The 17,913-nt window shown below is 57.2% G+C and carries 13 protein-coding genes; 3 read left to right on the top strand and 10 right to left on the bottom strand.

Annotated elements, in window-relative coordinates:
- Window position 1 precedes the first annotated feature (1 nt).
- From feoB to greB, 4 genes are all read right to left on the bottom strand, one after another.
- A complete protein-coding gene (feoB, locus tag ACWHWP_RS22185; RefSeq protein ID WP_447856415.1) occupies window positions 2–2,320 on the bottom strand; it encodes a Fe(2+) transporter permease subunit FeoB in 2,319 nt (772 codons plus the stop codon).
- A gap of 30 nt (window positions 2,321–2,350) precedes the next feature.
- Entirely contained in the window at window positions 2,351–2,578 is a 228-nt protein-coding gene (feoA, locus tag ACWHWP_RS22180) for a ferrous iron transporter A (protein ID WP_008503050.1), read from the bottom strand.
- Window positions 2,579–2,859: 281 nt separating this feature from the next.
- Entirely contained in the window at window positions 2,860–5,190 is a 2,331-nt protein-coding gene (locus tag ACWHWP_RS22175) for a Tex family protein (protein ID WP_063958045.1), read from the bottom strand.
- A gap of 88 nt (window positions 5,191–5,278) precedes the next feature.
- Window positions 5,279–5,752 (bottom strand): transcription elongation factor GreB, encoded by a 474-nt coding sequence (greB, locus tag ACWHWP_RS22170; protein WP_059311227.1) that lies wholly within the window; start codon window positions 5,750–5,752, stop codon window positions 5,279–5,281.
- Between the two features lie 232 nt (window positions 5,753–5,984).
- Between greB and ompR the strand changes: the two genes are divergently transcribed.
- Window positions 5,985–6,704, top strand: coding sequence for an osmolarity response regulator transcription factor OmpR (gene ompR, locus ACWHWP_RS22165; RefSeq protein ID WP_001157751.1), 720 nt, complete (start codon window positions 5,985–5,987; stop codon window positions 6,702–6,704).
- Window positions 6,701–8,047 carry a two-component system sensor histidine kinase EnvZ gene (gene envZ / locus ACWHWP_RS22160; protein WP_029882169.1) on the top strand — a complete coding sequence of 449 codons (1,347 nt, stop codon included), beginning with the start codon at window positions 6,701–6,703 and terminating at the stop codon, window positions 8,045–8,047. Before ompR ends, envZ begins: the two co-directional genes overlap by 4 nt.
- A 125-nt stretch (window positions 8,048–8,172) precedes the next feature.
- Here envZ and pckA read toward each other — a convergent pair whose 3' ends face one another.
- From pckA to ACWHWP_RS22135, 5 genes are all read right to left on the bottom strand, one after another.
- Window positions 8,173–9,792 (bottom strand): phosphoenolpyruvate carboxykinase (ATP), encoded by a 1,620-nt coding sequence (gene pckA / locus ACWHWP_RS22155; RefSeq protein WP_047345740.1) that lies wholly within the window; start codon window positions 9,790–9,792, stop codon window positions 8,173–8,175.
- 364 nt (window positions 9,793–10,156) lie between these two features.
- Window positions 10,157–11,035, bottom strand: coding sequence for an Hsp33 family molecular chaperone HslO (gene hslO / locus ACWHWP_RS22150; RefSeq protein ID WP_023309492.1), 879 nt, complete (start codon window positions 11,033–11,035; stop codon window positions 10,157–10,159).
- A gap of 24 nt (window positions 11,036–11,059) precedes the next feature.
- Window positions 11,060–11,461: a ribosome-associated heat shock protein Hsp15 gene (gene hslR / locus ACWHWP_RS22145; protein ID WP_059311228.1), complete on the bottom strand. Its 402-nt coding sequence runs from the start codon at window positions 11,459–11,461 to the stop codon at window positions 11,060–11,062.
- Window positions 11,458–12,141, bottom strand: coding sequence for a GMP/IMP nucleotidase (gene yrfG / locus ACWHWP_RS22140; RefSeq protein WP_047345742.1), 684 nt, complete (start codon window positions 12,139–12,141; stop codon window positions 11,458–11,460). The genes hslR and yrfG overlap by 4 nt, the downstream gene beginning before the upstream one ends.
- A 66-nt stretch (window positions 12,142–12,207) precedes the next feature.
- Entirely contained in the window at window positions 12,208–14,343 is a 2,136-nt protein-coding gene (locus ACWHWP_RS22135; protein WP_059311229.1) for an intracellular growth attenuator family protein, read from the bottom strand.
- Window positions 14,344–14,664: 321 nt separating this feature from the next.
- On the opposite strand from ACWHWP_RS22135, the gene nudE reads away from it, so the two are divergent.
- Window positions 14,665–15,225: an ADP compounds hydrolase NudE gene (nudE, locus tag ACWHWP_RS22130; protein WP_008503041.1), complete on the top strand. Its 561-nt coding sequence runs from the start codon at window positions 14,665–14,667 to the stop codon at window positions 15,223–15,225.
- Between the two features lie 79 nt (window positions 15,226–15,304).
- Here nudE and mrcA read toward each other — a convergent pair whose 3' ends face one another.
- On the bottom strand, window positions 15,305–17,857 hold the full coding sequence (mrcA, locus tag ACWHWP_RS22125) for a peptidoglycan glycosyltransferase/peptidoglycan DD-transpeptidase MrcA (protein ID WP_447856411.1): 2,553 nt from the start codon (window positions 17,855–17,857) through the stop codon (window positions 15,305–15,307).
- Between the last annotated feature and the right edge of the window lie 56 nt (window positions 17,858–17,913).

Genomic DNA, 17,913 nt, shown 5'->3' with positions numbered 1-17,913 from the left:
CTCAGTGACAGTCGCCCGCCGGGCTGCTGCAGCAGGTCGCGGCGGTTTTACGATTAGCCAGCAGGTCGATATCGACGCGGCTGCGCGCGCGCCGCAGCAGGCCGAGAACGATCGCGTTAAACAGAACCACCGCGAGGATGCAGACCAGGCTGTAGCGCGGGTGCTGGCTGAAGTTAACGGTCTGATAGAAGAGCGTCGCCAGCGAGTACGCAATGTTTAACCCCCACAGGATGGAGAAGCCCATCCAGCCGCGGCTGGACTCGCGGGCAATCGCCCCCATCACTGAGATGCACGGAATGTAGAGCAGAACAAAGATGAGGTAGCTATAGGCCGCGGACGCGCTGCCAAATTTCTCGCTCATCACACCCATGGCACCCGTCGCCATTTCACCGTCGCCTTTGCTGGCTTCAATCGGGTTGGCCAGCACGCTCAGGCTGAAGGTGTCCTTCAGGCTCTGCCAGGTTTCCTCTACGGCACCCAGCAGTTCATGACCGAGATGAAACTCTGCCGGATTAAATTCCTGCTCCTGAATGTTCTCTGCGGTGTAGAGCGTGTTCAGAGTGCCGACAACCACCTCTTTCGCCATCGCGCCGGTGAACAGCCCGACGGTTGCCTGCCAGTTATCCTCATGCACGCCAATCGGTTTGAAGACCGGGGTGATGACGCGGCTGACGGAGGCAAGGGCCGAGTTGTTGATGTTATCTGCCGCCTGCCCGCTGAGGGTGAAGCTGTTCAGCGCGCTCAGGAAAATACTGACGATGACAATCACCTTACCGGCGCGCAGCACAAAGCCTTTCAGGCGCTGCCAGGTCTGGATCACCAGGCTTTTCAGGTGCGGCACGTGATACACCGGCAGCTCCATCACAAACGGCGAGGCTTCACCGCGCATGATCGTGTGTTTCAGCATTAAGCCGGTCAGGATCGCCATCACGATGCCCAGCACATACAGCGAGAAGACCGCCAGCGCGCCCTGCTGACCAAAGAAAGCGGCGGCAAAGACGGCAAAGATCGCCAGACGGGCGCCGCAGGACATAAATGGCGCCATCATGATGGTCATCAGACGCTCGCGCGGCGCATCAAGCGTGCGTGCGCCCATCACCGACGGGACGTTACAGCCGAAGCCGACAATCAGCGGGACGAAGGATTTACCCGGCAGGCCCAGCGCCTGCATCAGACGGTCCATCACGAACGCGGCGCGCGCCATGTAGCCGGAGTCTTCCAGGAACGAGAGGAACAGATACATCATGCCGATCTGCGGCACCAGCGGCAGAACGGTGTTGATACCGCCGCCGAGCCCCTGTGCGAGGAAGATGGTTAGCCATTCCGGGAAGTGCAGGGTGTAACCCACCCACTGAATTCCGTGCACGAAGACCGCCACGGAACCGGCATCGAAAATGGGCTGGAGTGCGCCACCGATGTTAATGGCGAGCAGGAACATCACGTACATTACCAGCAGGAAGACGGGCAGGCCGAGGAAGCGGTTAAGCACGACCTTATCCACCGCAGCCGTAAAGCGGCTGGGTTCTGCCGTGAGGGCGTTACTGACCACGTCGCAGATCGAGGCGATGGCCTGGTAGCGCGCATCGGCGATGTGCAGCGCCGGGTCGTCCAGCTCGTCGCGAAGGCGGGCTATCGTTACGTCCAGTTTATCAGCTGCATGCCCGGCGTAAGCGCGGCTATAGATATCGCCTTCCAGCATCTGCAGACCGAGCCACAAACGCTGTTTCGCAGGCATGCTGTTGTCCATCTCCTGCGCCAGCATATTGGCTTCGCGCAGGAGGGGCTTCGCATAATGCACCAGCTCAACGTCGCGATTGCCCGCGTGGCGATCGATGGCCAGCTTCAGCGCATCAATCCCGCGAGCGCGCGTCGAGACCAGCGGAACGACCGGGCACCCGAGGCGCGCGGAGAGGGCATCGACGTCGATGCGCAGCTTTTGTTTCTCCGCAATGTCGAGCATGTTGAGCGCCACGATGCAGGGGATCCCCAGCTCCAGCAGCTGCAGCGTCAGATAAAGGTTACGCTCGAGGTTGGAAGCATCGACCACGTTGATCAGCAGGTCCGCGTCGCCGCCAAGAATATAGTGACAGGCAATTTGCTCATCGAGCGAGGTTTGCGACGAAATGGTGGTTAAGGAATAGGTGCCGGGGAGGTCAACCAGCGTGACCTGGTTGTCGGTCGTCGTGAACTGGCCTTCTTTACGCTCGACCGTTACGCCGGCCCAGTTACCTACGCGCTGGCGGGCCCCCGTCAGCTGGTTAAAAAGCGTGGTCTTGCCGGAATTAGGATTGCCAATTAAGCCAATAGTTAACTTTTTCATTTTTTTAGACTCACTGAAACCGCTGGCTTGTTATCGGGATAAGGCTTCGACTTCAATTAATGCGAGGTCTTTCTTACGCAGTACCAGATTCACGCGGCGGGTTTCGATATGAACCGGATCGCCGAGCGGCGCCACGCGTACCACCTGAAATGACGAGCCGGGCAGCATGCCCAGTGACAGCAGCTTCTGCCGATAGGCAGGGCTAATTTCGCGGGTAAAACCGGTAATCTTCCATGCACTGTCTGGAGTGAATTGCATAATGCCTGATTCCACGAAAGGTTAAATTATCTACTATGGGATGATAATGAGAATAGTTTTTATCAGCAATATTAAAACTGTGACGGAATGTTGTTTGCGGTATTAATTTACGGCCTGTTTGACCTTGCTCAATATTTGCTGAAATGAAGGGAAAACGAAAAGGGGATTATTTGTTAACGGGGTGATAATTAGTGGTTTAAATATGGCTGTGCAATCGGTTTCATATATTACGGCACAATAATATTCCCTCTCCCCTGTGGGGAGAGGGTTAGGGTGAGGGTTTAGCGTTTCTTACCCATCGCTGCCGCCAGCGCATCCATCATCGCGCTGTTGCCTGCTGGCTGGGCATCGCGTCCGCGCGGTTTCGCGGCTTTAGCGGCCGGGCGCTGCTGCTCGCGGCCACCGCCATTGCCGCCACGGCGCGCGTTGGTGTCGCCTGGCTGCTCGTCCAGACGCATGGTCAGGGCGATACGCTTGCGCTGCAGATCCACTTCCAGCACTTTAACCTTCACGATGTCGCCCGCTTTGACCACGGTGTGTGGGTCTTCAACGAACTTGTCGGCAAGGGATGAGATATGCACCAGGCCATCCTGATGCACGCCGATATCCACAAACGCGCCAAAGTTGGTAACGTTCGTTACCGCGCCTTCCAGCACCATGCCCGGCAGCAGATCGTTCATGGTTTCGATGCCGTCGGCAAAGGTCGCCGTTTTGAACTCAGGACGCGGATCGCGGCCCGGTTTTTCCAGCTCTTTGATAATGTCGGTGACGGTTGGCACGCCAAATTTATCGTCGGTGAAATCCACGGCTTTCAGGTTGCGCAGGGCGCTGTTGTCGCCCATCAGGTCTTTCAGCGCCTGCTGGGTGGCGGCCAGAATGCGTTCTACCACCGGGTACGCTTCCGGGTGAACGGTGGAGGCATCCAGCGGGTTATCACCGTGGTTGATGCGCAGGAAACCCGCGCACTGCTCAAACGCTTTTGGTCCGAGACGGCTTACCTTCAGCAGCTGCTGGCGGTTCTGGAACTGGCCGTTCTCATCGCGCCAGGCGACGATGTTCTGCGCCATCATGCGCGTTAAGCCCGCCACGCGGGTCAGCAGAGGAACGGAAGCGGTGTTCAGGTCAACGCCGACGGCGTTTACGCAGTCTTCCACGACCGCATCCAGCTTGCGCGCCAGCTGAGTCTGGCTCACGTCGTGCTGATACTGGCCCACACCGATGGATTTCGGGTCGATCTTCACCAGTTCCGCCAGCGGATCCTGCAGGCGGCGAGCGATAGAGACCGCACCGCGCAGGGAAACGTCCAGGTCCGGGAACTCCTGCGCCGCCAGCTCTGACGCGGAATAGACGGACGCCCCCGCTTCGCTGACGATCACTTTCTGCGCCGTCACTTTCGGGAACTGCTTCTGCACGTCGAGGTAGAAACGTTCGGTTTCGCGGGACGCCGTACCGTTGCCGATGGCGACCAGCTCCACGTTGTACTTCTCGCACAGCGCGGCCACCACGACGGCCGCTTTCGCTGCCTGTCCGGTGTGCGGATAGATGGTGTCGGTAGCCACCAGCTTGCCGGTGCCGTCAACCACGGCCACCTTCACGCCGGTGCGCAGGCCCGGATCGAGACCCATGGTGGCGCGCAGGCCGGCAGGGGCGGCCATCAGCAGATCGTGCAGGTTACGGGCGAAGACGTTAATCGCTTCATCTTCAGCGCGCTCGCGCACGGTGCCCATCAGCTCGGTTTCCAGGTGCATCAGCACCTTGATGCGCCAGGTCCAGCTCACCACGCCTTTGCGCCAGCTGTCTGCCGGGGCGTTGTTCAGGCGCAGGCCAAGATGGTCGATGATGATCTGCTCGCAGTGGCTCTCTTTCGGCGGCTCGTCAAACTGCGGGTCGGCGTTCAGGGAGAGCTGCAGCACGCCTTCGTTGCGGCCTCGGAACATCGCGAGTGCGCGGTGAGAAGGGGTGGTAGAAATCGGTTCGTGGTGATCGAAGTAGTCGCGGAATTTCGCGCCCTCTTCCTCTTTGCCCGCAACGACGGTAGAGACGATGTGTGCGTTCTTCCACAGGTAATCACGCACTTTGGCGAGCAGGGCAGCGTCTTCGGCGAAGCGCTCCATCAGAATGTAGCGTGCGCCATCGAGTGCGGCCTTGGTGTCCGCAACGCCTTTGTCAGCGTCGATAAATTTCGCCGCTTCGGTTTCCGGATCGTGTGACGGCGCGTTCCACAGCAGGTCTGCCAGCGGCTCAAGACCCGCTTCAATCGCAATCTGCCCGCGCGTGCGGCGCTTCGGCTTGTATGGCAGATAGAGGTCTTCGAGTTCGGTTTTGCTCAGGGTGCCGTTAATGGCGCTTTCCAGCTCGCCGGTCAGCTTGCCCTGTTCGCCGATGGATTTGAGGATCGCCTGACGACGTTCTTCCAGCTCGCGCAGATAACCCAGACGGGTCTCCAGGTTACGCAGCTGCGTGTCATCCAGACCGCCGGTGACTTCCTTACGATAGCGCGCAATAAACGGCACGGTGTTCCCTTCATCAAGCAGGCGAACGGCAGCTTCTACCTGTTCGGCTCTGGCCTGAATATCACCCGCAATAATGCGGCAGAGCGAATCTTTCATCATGGCTTTATCATCTGTTGAGTCGAAAAAATCAGGGGATAGTTATACGGGCTGACACGGCAAAATGCCAGCCGGGGAGGGCGCTCTCGGACTATTTAACGTACTCGATTTCGTTCACGTACCAGCTGGCTTCACCGGAAGGGGTCTGAACGACGGCCAGGTCGCCCACTTCCTTTTTCAGCAGCGCGCGGGCCATCGGGGAGTCAATGGAGATGTAATCCTTACGGCCAAAAATTTCATCGTAGCCGACAATGCGAAAACGCAGGGTGTCGCCGTTGTCGTTTTCAATCTCAACCCACGCGCCGAAGAACACTTTACCCTCCTGCTGCGGGGAGTAATCGACAATTTTAAGGTTCTCAAGACATTTGGTCAGATAGCGTACCCGGCGGTCAATCTCACGCAGCCGCTTTTTGTTGTACTGGTAGTCAGCATTTTCGCTGCGATCGCCCAGGCTTGCCGCCCAGGTAACCTTTTTGGTCACTTCAGGACGCTCTTCGCGCCACAGGTAATCCATCTCTTTTTTGAGTTTTTCGTACCCTTCGCGGGTGATCAGGGGCGTTTTCATTGGGTGACCTTCAGACTCGACATCATTGCAAACCTTGCGCACATTACGTATCACATAGCGTAACAGACAGCGTTAATAATGATTTATGTGATGAAATGTGCAGATAAGCTGCTGTTAAATATGCTTTGTAACAATTTCGACTAGAATTTATACCAGAATTAGCTGGTCGAACACGTGCACTTTTTTAGAATACGCTGTTATTAGACTATCCGAACCTTTGGGAGTACACACAATGCAAGAGAACTACAAAATTCTGGTCGTGGATGACGACATGCGCCTGCGTGCGCTGCTGGAGCGTTATCTGACCGAGCAGGGCTTCCAGGTTCGTAGCGTCGCGAACGCTGAGCAGATGGACCGTCTGCTGACCCGTGAATCTTTCCACCTGATGGTTCTCGACCTGATGCTGCCTGGCGAAGACGGGCTCTCTATCTGTCGCCGTCTGCGCAGCCAGAGCAACCCGATGCCGATCATCATGGTGACGGCGAAGGGCGAGGAAGTTGACCGTATCGTTGGCCTCGAAATCGGCGCGGATGACTACATTCCAAAACCGTTTAACCCGCGTGAACTGCTGGCGCGTATTCGCGCCGTGCTGCGTCGTCAGGCGAACGAACTGCCTGGCGCACCGTCGCAGGAAGAAGCCGTTATCGCATTCGGTAAGTTCAAGCTGAATCTCGGCACCCGCGAGATGTTCCGTGAAGACGAGCCTATGCCGCTCACCAGCGGCGAGTTTGCGGTACTGAAGGCGCTGGTCAGCCACCCGCGTGAACCGCTTTCCCGTGACAAGCTGATGAATCTGGCGCGTGGCCGCGAATATTCCGCAATGGAGCGCTCCATCGACGTGCAGATCTCCCGTCTGCGCCGCATGGTGGAAGAAGATCCGGCGCATCCTCGTTATATTCAGACCGTTTGGGGTCTGGGCTACGTATTCGTCCCGGACGGCTCTAAAGCATGAGGCGAATGCGCTTCTCGCCGCGAAGCTCGTTTGCCCGTACCCTGTTACTGATCGTCACCTTGCTGTTCGTCAGCCTGGTGACGACCTACCTGGTCGTGTTGAACTTTGCGATTCTGCCGAGCCTCCAGCAGTTTAATAAGGTCCTGGCATACGAAGTCCGTATGCTGATGACCGATAAGCTGCAGCTGGAAGACGGCACGCAGCTGGTTGTTCCCCCGGCGTTTCGTCGTGAAATCTACCGTGAGCTGGGCATTTCGCTCTACTCCAACGAAGCGGCAGAAGACGCGGGCCTGCGCTGGGCGCAGCACTACGAATTTCTCAGCCAGCAGATGGCGCAGCAGCTGGGCGGCCCAACGGAAGTGCGCGTTGAGGTAAACAAAAGCTCGCCTGTCGTCTGGCTGAAAACCTGGCTGTCACCCAACATCTGGGTGCGGGTTCCGCTGACCGAAATCCATCAGGGCGATTTCTCGCCGCTGTTCCGCTATACCCTGGCGATTATGCTGCTGGCGATAGGCGGTGCCTGGCTGTTTATTCGTATACAGAACCGACCGCTGGTCGACCTGGAGCACGCTGCGCTGCAGGTCGGTAAAGGGATTATACCTCCTCCGCTGCGCGAGTATGGCGCCTCGGAGGTCCGTTCGGTAACGCGTGCGTTTAACCATATGGCGGCAGGTGTGAAGCAGCTGGCGGATGACCGTACGCTGCTGATGGCGGGGGTTAGCCATGACCTGCGCACGCCGCTCACGCGTATTCGCCTGGCGACGGAGATGATGGGGGAAGAGGACGGTTACCTTGCCGAGTCCATTAACAAGGACATCGAAGAGTGTAACGCCATCATCGAGCAGTTTATTGACTACCTGCGCACCGGGCAGGAGATGCCGATGGAGATGGCCGATCTGAACGCGGTGCTGGGCGAAGTGGTGGCTGCGGAAAGTGGCTATGAACGTGAAATTGATACTGACCTTCAGGCGGGCGAAATTCAGGTGCGCATGCACCCGCTCTCCATTAAGCGCGCGGTGGCGAACATGGTGGTCAACGCGGCGCGCTACGGCAATGGCTGGATTAAGGTCAGCAGCGGGTCTGAACTCAACCGCGCCTGGTTCCAGGTGGAAGACGATGGCCCGGGGATTAAGCCCGAGCAGCGTAAGCATCTGTTCCAGCCGTTTGTGCGCGGCGACAGCGCGCGTAGCACCAGCGGTACAGGCTTAGGCCTGGCGATTGTGCAGCGTATTGTGGATAACCATAACGGGTTGCTGGAGATTGGTACCAGCGAGCGGGGTGGTTTGAGCATACGCGCCTGGTTGCCGGTGCCGGTCACGCGGGGGCAGGTGAAAGAGGGTTAAAAAAGGGTGGCTTTTGCCACCCTTTTTCGTAGGTCGGGTAAGGCGAAGCCGCCACCCGACAAGGTACGGTCTTTGCGGCCTGATGCCCTCACCCCGACCCTCTCCCACAGGGAGAGGGAGAAGGGCTACAGCTTCGGTCCAGCACTCACCAGCGCTTCACCTGCCGGGGTATCGGTATACTTCTCGAAGTTTTCAATAAACAGCTTCGCCAGCGATTCCGCTTTCTCGCGCCACTGCTCCGGCGAACCGTACGTATTGCGCGGGTCGAGGATATGCGTATCCACGCCCGGCAGCGACGTTGGGATGGCCAGGTCAAACATCGGCAGCGTGAAGGTTTCGGCGTCGTCCAGAGAACCATCCAGAATGGCGTCGATAATCGCGCGGGTATCTTTGATGGAGATACGTTTGCCAGTGCCGTTCCAGCCGGTGTTCACCAGGTATGCCTGCGCGCCGGATGCCTGCATGCGTTTCACCAGTACTTCAGCGTACTGCGTCGGGTGCAGCGACAGGAAGGCCGCACCGAAGCAGGCGGAGAAGGTCGGAGTTGGCTCCGTCACGCCGCGCTCGGTACCCGCCAGCTTCGCGGTGAAGCCGGAGAGGAAGTGGTACTGCGTCTGGCTGGCGGTCAGGCGAGATACCGGAGGCAGCACGCCGAACGCATCTGCCGTCAGGAAAATGACCTTCGTGGCATGGCCCGCTTTTGACACCGGCTTGACGATATTGTCGATGTGGTAGATCGGGTAAGAGACGCGGGTGTTTTCCGTTTTCGACGCATCGTCGAAGTCGATAGAGCCGTCGGCACGCACGGTGACGTTTTCCAGCAGCGCGTCGCGACGGATGGCGTGGAAGATATCCGGCTCGGCCTCTTCGGACAGGCGAATGGTCTTCGCGTAGCAGCCGCCTTCAAAGTTGAATACGCCGTCGTCATCCCAGCCGTGTTCGTCATCGCCAATCAGACGACGTTTTGGATCGGTGGACAGCGTAGTTTTCCCGGTGCCGGAAAGGCCAAAGAACACCGCCACGTCGCCTTTTTCCCCGACGTTCGCCGAGCAGTGCATAGAGGCGATGCCCCGCAGCGGCAGCAGGTAGTTCATAACGGAGAACATCCCTTTCTTCATTTCGCCGCCGTACCAGGTACCGCCGATCAGCTGGATACGCTCGGTCAGGTTGAAGGCAACAAAGTTTTCGGAGTTCAGACCCTGCTCTTTCCACTGTGGGTTCGTGCATTTTGCGCCGTTCATCACGATGAAATCAGGGGTAAAATCCTGCAGCTCTTCGTCGGTTGGACGAATGAACATGTTCTTCACGAAATGCGCCTGCCAGGCCACTTCGGTAATAAAGCGTACGGAAAGACGGGTGTCGGCGTTAGCGCCGCAGAAAGCGTCGACAATGAACAGACGCTTGCCGGAAAGTTGATGGGTGACGAGCCCTTTCAGGTGCTGCCAGGTTTCCGGAGAGAGCGGTTTGTTGTCGTTCTTCCCTTTGCCCTTGTCAGCCCACCACAGCGTATCGCGGGTGGTTTCGTCTCGGACGATATACTTATCTTTCGGCGAACGACCGGTAAAGATACCGGTATCGACGGCGATAGCACCAAGATTCGTCAACACACCGCGCTCGTATCCCTCCAGTGCTGGATTGAGCTCTTCCTGATACAGCGTATCGTAGTCGGGGTTGTAGACGATTTCCTGGACGTCGTGAATACCATAAGCCTTGAGATCTTGCGGGGTTAAACCAGTAACACGCATATCACTGCTCCTTAGCCAATATGTACTGCCTGAAATTGTAGGGTTTTTCTGAGGTTGTTAACCGCGACGGGGCTCATAGATTTACGCATCTGGACAAAACCCTTACTAACGGAAAACGCTGCGACTCCAGTCACAGTGCAGGCGGATTATCGCAGGAATCGCTTTTTGGTTGGGGAAAATGTTCCGAAAAGGTTAAAGGCTGGTGATTTTATCGGAGAGAATGTGAATGTAATCGCATACACGTAAGAAAATTACGTAAGAGTTACATTGTGAAAACGATTCAGCTTTTGGGGGGTGTTTTACCCTCACCCTAACCCTCTCCCGGAGGGAGAGGGAACTGTATAAGGGTAACGGACAGCGGGGATCAGTGAACCTGCGGGTCCGCCGGGGAGGCGTTGTTACGGATCTCAGCGATATCCATCGAATTGAACACGTAGTGCGTACCGCAGTAGTCACAGTGCATGTCAATTTCGCCATCTTCCGCCATGATGCTGTCGATCTCTTCGTCCGGCAGGGTTTTCAGTGCGCCAGCGCAGCGCTCGCGTGAGCAGGTGCACTTAAATTCCACGGACTGCGGGTCGTAGACGGTCACTTCTTCTTCGTGGTACAGACGCCACAGCACGTCGGTCGCCGACAGGTTGAACAACTCTTCCGCCTTGATGGTTTCGGTCAGCGTTGCCAGGTGCTCAAAATCATTGGTCTGTGCGTCCTGCGCAGGCAGAACCTGGAGCAGCATGCCGCCCGCAGCAGGCTGGCCGTCCACTTCACCGGTGCGGATAAACAGACGCGTTGGCAGCTGTTCAGAACGCATGAAGTAATCTTCCAGACAGGCCGCCAGGGTATCGCCTTCCAGACCCACCACGCCCTGATAGCGTTCACCTTCTTCCGGGGAGATGGTGATCACCAGGTAGCCATTACCCACCAGCGTTTTGAGGTCTGCATTTTCAGGCACGTCGCCCTGAACGCGCGCCACGCCGCGCATCTGCTGCTGGTTATTGCCGTTGATTACCGCCAGCGTCATCGGCCCGTCACCCTGCAGCTGCACGGTGATATCACCGGCAAATTTCAGCGTCGCCGTCAGCAGGCTGGTGGCAACCAGCAGTTCGCCCAACAGGGTCTTCACCGGCAGCGGGTAGTTGTGGTTTTCCAGAATCTGTTTCCAGGTTTCGGATACGGTGACCAGCTCGCCGCGCACGGCGAATTGTTCAAACAGATAGCGGTGTAATTGGTCGTGTTGGGCCATAATAGTCTCTCGTGCAGGTGAGGCTTACTCGGTCTCACCGTGTTTAAATTTCATCAGATCGCGGCGCTCTTTTTTATCCGGCCGCCGGTCCGGGTGGGGCATAGTCAGCGCGTTCATTTTGCGCGCCAGCGCGGTCTTCTCGCGCTTTTCAATGCTTTCCGCCGTCTCTTCATACAGCTGTACGGCTTCTGCTGCGGGCCGTCGTTGTTCGGTAATGGCTTTGATTACTACCGTACGCTCATCGTTGCCCTGACGCAGCGTTAAGGTGGCATTCAGCTCAACCAGCTTGCTTGGCTTGCTGCGCTGGCCGTTGTAATGCACTTTACCGCCGTCAACCATCTCGCGGGCAAGGGCGCGGGTTTTATAAAAACGCGCTGCCCACAGCCATTTATCCAGTCTTACCCCGTCAGAGGGTTTTTCTTTCATGGCGTCTCCTTCACGGTCAGTGAGGGGATCATCTGGCGATAGTCATTCAGTCCCGGATGGCGCAGATAGCTCTTTTCAGCCAGGCCCGAGTCAGGATTGGTAACGCCCAGACAGTAGCGAATGCCAAACTTAGCCGCGGAATCCAGAATGGGTTCACTGTCATCAATGAACAGCGTGCGTTCTGGCTGCAAACCCGTCTCTTCCTTCACCGCATGCCACAAACGCTGATCCTCTTTCGGATAACCAAATGTGTGGGTGGAAAGTAATAAATCAAGGTGCGACGCAAGCCCCGTATGCTCCAGCTTCACGGCCAGGTTATGTGGATGCGCGTTGGTCAGCAAAATGCGGCGCTTGCCGCTCGCTTTCAGCGCATCCAGGAACGGAACCGTATCCTCGCGCAAAACGGCGCGTGGGCCCTGGGCGGTGGTCATGGCGCAAATGTCCAGACCGAGGCGTTCGCTCCAGTAGTCAAGACAGTACCAGTTTAGCGTATGTTGCACGGCGCTATATTGCGAACGAATGAATGCCTGTGCTTCTGCCGGGGAGATACCCTGTTGCTCGCCATAGGTCTCAGGAACCAGCTTTTGCCAGAAGTAGTTATCAAAGGCGAGATCGAGCAGCGTGCCGTCCATATCCAGCAGAACGGTATCAACCTCCTGCCAGGCGATATCAAGATGCATAAGGGGAACTCCAGCCAGAAGAAACGTGCGCGACAGGGTAGCACATCTTGTCGCGCAACGACGTTATCAGATCAGGCTCTCAGAGGAGGGGATCAGCTTCGGATTGAGGCAGTTTTCGTAATACTGCTGAATTTCGGCAAGCCGCGTGCGCGAGCGCTGGTAGCGGCGCAGGGCCATAAAACCGTTCCAGAAAATGGCGACAAGCATCGCGATCATCAGCAGTGAGGTGCCGATGTAACGCCACAAACCTGCGCTATCCGGCATCCGGTGCAGGCCGATATGGCGAGTGCCGTTGGCGTCGGTATAAATACTCGTAACAATCCCTTCGGCGCTAAACGGCGTTTGCATCAGCATCTGCGCCAGGCGCTGGAATTGATTCCACTGTTCCTGCGCCGGGTAGTCATAAAGCGCTACCTGCGGATAAGGCTGATCGACCAGGTCGCTGCCTTCATCGCTGACTATCACAAACCCGCCCGGTGCCGGGCTGTTCAGCGCCTGAGCCGCACGGGTGGTTTCGCGCATCATGAACGGCGATGTCGAGGTGGCGACCAGGTTATCCAGCGATTCGGCGCTGACCGGGCGCAGCAGCACGTTTACGCCATCCAGGCGTCCCGCTTCGGCGCGCTTTACCAGCGAGTCCCAGTCTTTGCTGTTCCCCAGGTTGACCAGCGCATTCTTGAGGCGTATGCACTCATCCTGCGAGGCGCAGAGATCTTCTGTTTTCAGGACGATGTCACCAAAATCATCCAGCAGGACCATGCCTGATTTCTGAATGGCCGAGCGCAGGGCAGGGCTGACGCGCGAATCATCGTCCGGTTTCGGGTGCAGCTGGCGGTTCACCGTCTGGGTAAGGGCCGTGGCTTTATTCACCACTTCGGATTCCGGCAGCGGCAGCGGCGGTGCGTCGTTCCAGATAATTTGCGAGCAGTCGAACGGCATGAACGGCGAGTTCTGGCGCGTGTTCCACGCCCCTGGGGCGTGAATATTACACATGCCGGTACCCTTCAGGCGCAGCGTGTCCCCTACGCGCACACCGGCTTCATCCAGCTTGTTGACGCTGGTCGCTTCGATGGTTTGCGCCCCTTTGATCCACGAAAGGGTGAATTTGATGGGCATATCCAGCGGTACGAAAAGCAGCAGCATGACAAAGACCAGCGCTGCGCCTCCGGCAATGACCGTACTGCGTAGCCAGTGCTGAAGCGGGAAATTTTTCACTTCATCATGCAGGGATAAGAAGCGCCCCTGACGCACAACGTGGCGGTCAAGGTAGATATCAATATCGGTTTTCTGGCCTAAGTCCTGCGCAATCCACGGCTGCCAGTGGCGCGGGTAGATAAGGTCGATAATACCGAGCGAGATATTGTTGAGATGCTCCTGATCGTTTTCTCCGAACAGGCCCCAGCGCTTTGGCGTCCCGCGCAGGCAGTGGATCTCACGCAACGACGTTTTGGCTGGCGGGGCAAAGAGTCCCCAAAGCCCGCCTGCCAGCAGCAGCACCGCACCACCGGCCAGCCAGGGGACAAACACGTCCGGCGTCAGCAGGCAGATAAAAAAGAGCAGGAAGGCGGCGACGATCAGAACGGCTTCACGAATGCCGTCCGGGCGGCTCAGGGCGTACTCTTCATACGTCTCCTGGCGAATGTTCAGCAGTTCGATCTGCTCTGTCTCTTCGCCACGAATGGAGGCCTGCGTCGAACTCGCGCGCTCAAGCGCAAAACGCGGGGCTTCCTGAAGGTACTCATTCAGCGTGTGTCCATTAAGCGAGATAACGAGGGGCAGCGAATCGGTGTGAATCAGCTCAACGCTGTTTTCGTCATTAATGTATTGCTCCCAGGACGGGGGCAGGTGCACTTCAACGGAATCGAGGTAATAGCGCCATTTGTTGGGATCGTCGGTAGTTATGCCGTAGCGCGTGATGGAGCGCGTCACGCAGAGCACGGTATCGCTTTGCGTATTAAGCTTTAGCGCGACAGGCGCAGCGGTGGCCCCCGTCGGCCCAGGAGTTAACTGAGAACGGTTCAGAATTTCGAGATAGTTTTCAACCGCATCACGCTCGTCTTGCGTGAGTTTGCGCGTGGTCGCTCCCGCAAATGCATTTAAAAAGGGCAGACGATAACGGCGCTGTACGCGACGCCTGTACATCCACCCTGCAACCAACGCGCCGGCCAGCATAGCAGCGAGAACAATCAAAATGGTGCTCATGCTTTCCCCATCTTACTTATCTTACAGGTGTAGTCAGTAGCACCTTTCCATTGAACGAGAATCTGAGGTTGGCTATCGGCAAGTATGGAGTCGAACTTGAGCATTCTGAAGCGCATCCCAGTGACCGGTGATGATAGCAAAGCCTGTTATGGCGCGATATCAGCAAATTCCTGGAAACATTTCAACCTCTTGACTTTTGTTTTGAATTGAGGATTGATCCCTGCTACGTTGCATAAATGTAAATAAAGAACGATTGACATTGCCGAAACCGTGCGGCATATCGCACAATAACGCCAGTTCTCACTGCTAAGACCCATCACGATGAGCAAACCACTACAAAAACCCACCATTCTGAATGTTGAAACTGTCGCCAAATCGCGCCTGTTTAATGTCGAAAGCGTGGACCTGGAGTTCAGCAACGGTGTGCGTCGCGTTTATGAACGTATGCGCCCCTCTTCGCGCGAAGCGGTGATGATTGTTCCGATTGTCGACGATCATCTGATTTTGATCCGCGAATACGCTGTGGGAACGGAATCTTACGAGCTTGGGTTTTCAAAAGGGCTTATCGACCCGGGCGAAACCGTCTTTGAAGCGGCAAACCGCGAGCTGAAAGAAGAGGTGGGCTTTGGTGCGAACGAGCTTTCGTTCCTGAAAAAACTGAGCATGGCACCGTCCTATTTTTCCAGCAAAATGAATATCGTGGTGGCTGAAGATCTCTACCCTGAGTCGCTGGAAGGGGACGAGCCGGAGCCGCTGCCGCAGGTCCGCTGGCCGTTAGCGCATCTGATGGATCTGCTTGAAGACCCAGACTTTAATGAAGCGCGCAACGTGAGCGCGCTGTTCCTGGTCCGGGAGTGGCTGAAGGGTCAAGGGCGGCTGTAGGCCATAAAAAAAGCCGGGTGGCGGCTTCGCCTTACCCGGCCTACAATTCTTTGCCCGGTTTTACCGGGCATTTTTATGCTTAAAACAGCTCGTGCGTTTCGCCGTTATCAATAATCTCTGTACCCACCTCATGCACCGCCTGTGTGGTCGGCTGCGTGCCTTCGATGAAATACTCTTCGCGGCTATTGCCGCCGTTGGCGAGCTGGCCCGTGCTGCGGTCGATATTGACCGTCACCACGCCTGGCGGCGGCGTCAGCGGCTGCTCCGGTACGCCTTCAAGAACCGATTTCATGTAGGCATCCCAGGCCGGTTGCGCACTTTTCGCGCCGCCTTCGTAGCCGGAAATCTGATCTTTAATCGCGCCAGACGCTGTTGTACGGCCTAAATCACGGCGATGATCGTCGAAACCGATCCACACTGACGTTACCACGCCCGGACCGTAACCGGAGAACCACGCGTCTTTCGAGCTGTTGGTTGTCCCCGTTTTGCCGCCGATGTCATGGCGCTGCAAATCACGCCCTGCGCGCCAGCCGGTGCCCTGCCAGCCTGGTTCACCGAAGATGTTGGTGTTCAGCGCGCTCTTAATCAGAAACGACAGCGGCGTGTTGATCACGTGCGGGGCATATTCCTGCGCGCCAGTCTGTGCGACCAGCGCCTGGTTCGCCTGTTCCAGCTGCGGCTGCGGTACAACGCCGTTCGGCTGCTCCTGCGACACGGCAGGGTCTTCCATGTCCTTATTCTCAAGCACGTCAGATTTCGGCGTGTTGCCATAAATGACCGGAATATCGCAGTCAGGACAGGCAATTTTCGGCTTCGCCTCGAACAGCACGCCGCCCTGATCGTTCTCAATCTTACTGATGAAGTACGGGTCAATCAGGAAGCCGCCGTTGGCCATCACCGAGTATCCACGCGCGACCTGAAGCGGCGTAAAGGAGGCTGAGCCTAACGCCAGCGATTCGGTGCGAACGATGTTCTGCGCCGGGAAGCCGAAGCGCTGCAGATACTCTGCGGCATAGTCGACGCCCATCGCGCGCATGGCACGCACCATCACCACGTTTTTCGACTGTCCCAGGCCCTGACGAAGACGAATGGGGCCGGCATATTCCGCAGGGGAGTTCTTTGGCTGCCAGTCGGAACCCGCGCCGGCATCCCAGCGGGAGATAGGCACGTCGTTAAGGATGCTGGCAAGGGTCAGGCCCTTATCCATCGCCGCCGTATAGAGGAACGGTTTGATATTGGAACCGACCTGACGCAGCGCCTGGGTGGCGCGGTTAAATTTGCTCTGGTTGAAATCGAAGCCACCGACCAGAGCCATTACTGCGCCGTTCTGTGGATTGATAGAGACCAGGGCCGAGTTGACGTCCGGCACCTGTGCCAGCCACCAGGCATCACCGACCTTGCGCACCCAGATTTGTTGCCCGGTTTGTACTGCATCGGTCACTTTACGCGGGGTTGGGCCCTGCAGGGTATCCGAACGGTACGGACGCGCCCAGCGGATACCATCCATACGCAGGGAGACGGACGTACCGTCCGCGAGCGTCGCCACGGCTTCCTGAGGATCGGCCTGCGTCACCACGGCAGGAAGAAGCGGACCATAGGTTGGTAGCGCCTTCAGCGTACTGGTGATTTTTTTGCTGTCCCACGCGCTTTCGCCCACTTTCCAGAGCACGTTTGACGGACCGCGATAGCCGTGACGCATATCGTAGTCCATCACGTTATTGCGCACCGCTTCCTGAGCCGCCTGCTGCACCTTGCGGGTGACGGTGGTGTAAACGCGGTAGCCATCTTCATAGGCCTTATCGCCATAGCGGTTCACCATCTCCTGGCGAACCATTTCGGTCAGATAAGGGGCTGAGAAGGCAATCTCAGGGGCATGGTAGTTGGCGTCAATGACATCGCTGCGCGCCTGGTCGTACTCGCTCTGGCTGATATAGCCTTCGCTCAGCATACGTGACAGGACGACGTTGCGGCGCGCGGTGGCGCGATCGAGCGAGTAGAGCGGGTTAAACGTGGAAGGCGCTTTTGGCAGACCGGCGATGGTTGCCATTTCGCTTAAGGTGAGTTGCTCAACGGGCTTACCGAAGTACACCTGCGCTGCAGCCCCCACGCCATAGGCGCGGTAGCCCAGGTAGATTTTATTGAGGTACAGCTCAAGGATCTCGTTTTTGCTCAGCAGCTGCTCAATACGGATCGCAAGGAACACCTCTTTGATCTTACGGGTCAGCGTCTTTTCAGGGCTGAGGAAGAAGTTACGCGCCAGCTGCTGCGTAATGGTACTCGCCCCCTGAGAGGCATGACCAGAAAACAGCGCAATGCTCGCGGCACGGAAAATCCCCACCGGATCGACACCGTGGTGCTCGTAAAAACGGCTGTCCTCGGTGGCGATAAAGGCCTTCACCATGACAGGAGGAATTTGGTTTAAGGTCAGCGGGATACGGCGCTTCTCGCCATACTGCGCCATTAACTCGCCATCGGCGCTATAGACCTGCATCGGGATCTGGAGACGCACATCGCGAAGCGTGGCGACATCAGGCAACTGTGGCTCAATATATTTGTATAAACCGTAAATCGAGCCTGCTCCCAGCAGAATGCAACAGACTGCAAGGATGAATAAATACTTTACGAACTTCACCGGAGATTTCCCATTTGGTTTCACTTGGGCAGTTTCTAAACAATCGCGCGGTAGTA

It is taken from the genome of Enterobacter sp. WI-ESBL-E8 (assembly GCF_053364895.1).
The sequence above is the reverse complement of the archived record's forward strand: the minus strand, read 5'-3'. Positions and strand labels throughout refer to the sequence as shown.

Coding starts and splice junctions, on each gene's coding strand:
- feoB (WP_447856415.1), bottom strand. CDS start 2,320: ATGAAAAAGTTAACTATTGGCTTAATTGGCAATCCTAATTCCGGCAAG.
- feoA (WP_008503050.1), bottom strand. CDS start 2,578: ATGCAATTCACTCCAGACAGTGCATGGAAGATTACCGGTTTTACCCGC.
- ACWHWP_RS22175 (WP_063958045.1), bottom strand. CDS start 5,190: ATGATGAAAGATTCGCTCTGCCGCATTATTGCGGGTGATATTCAGGCC.
- greB (WP_059311227.1), bottom strand. CDS start 5,752: ATGAAAACGCCCCTGATCACCCGCGAAGGGTACGAAAAACTCAAAAAA.
- ompR (WP_001157751.1), top strand. CDS start 5,985: ATGCAAGAGAACTACAAAATTCTGGTCGTGGATGACGACATGCGCCTG.
- envZ (WP_029882169.1), top strand. CDS start 6,701: ATGAGGCGAATGCGCTTCTCGCCGCGAAGCTCGTTTGCCCGTACCCTG.
- pckA (WP_047345740.1), bottom strand. CDS start 9,792: ATGCGTGTTACTGGTTTAACCCCGCAAGATCTCAAGGCTTATGGTATT.
- hslO (WP_023309492.1), bottom strand. CDS start 11,035: ATGGCCCAACACGACCAATTACACCGCTATCTGTTTGAACAATTCGCC.
- hslR (WP_059311228.1), bottom strand. CDS start 11,461: ATGAAAGAAAAACCCTCTGACGGGGTAAGACTGGATAAATGGCTGTGG.
- yrfG (WP_047345742.1), bottom strand. CDS start 12,141: ATGCATCTTGATATCGCCTGGCAGGAGGTTGATACCGTTCTGCTGGAT.
- ACWHWP_RS22135 (WP_059311229.1), bottom strand. CDS start 14,343: ATGAGCACCATTTTGATTGTTCTCGCTGCTATGCTGGCCGGCGCGTTG.
- nudE (WP_008503041.1), top strand. CDS start 14,665: ATGAGCAAACCACTACAAAAACCCACCATTCTGAATGTTGAAACTGTC.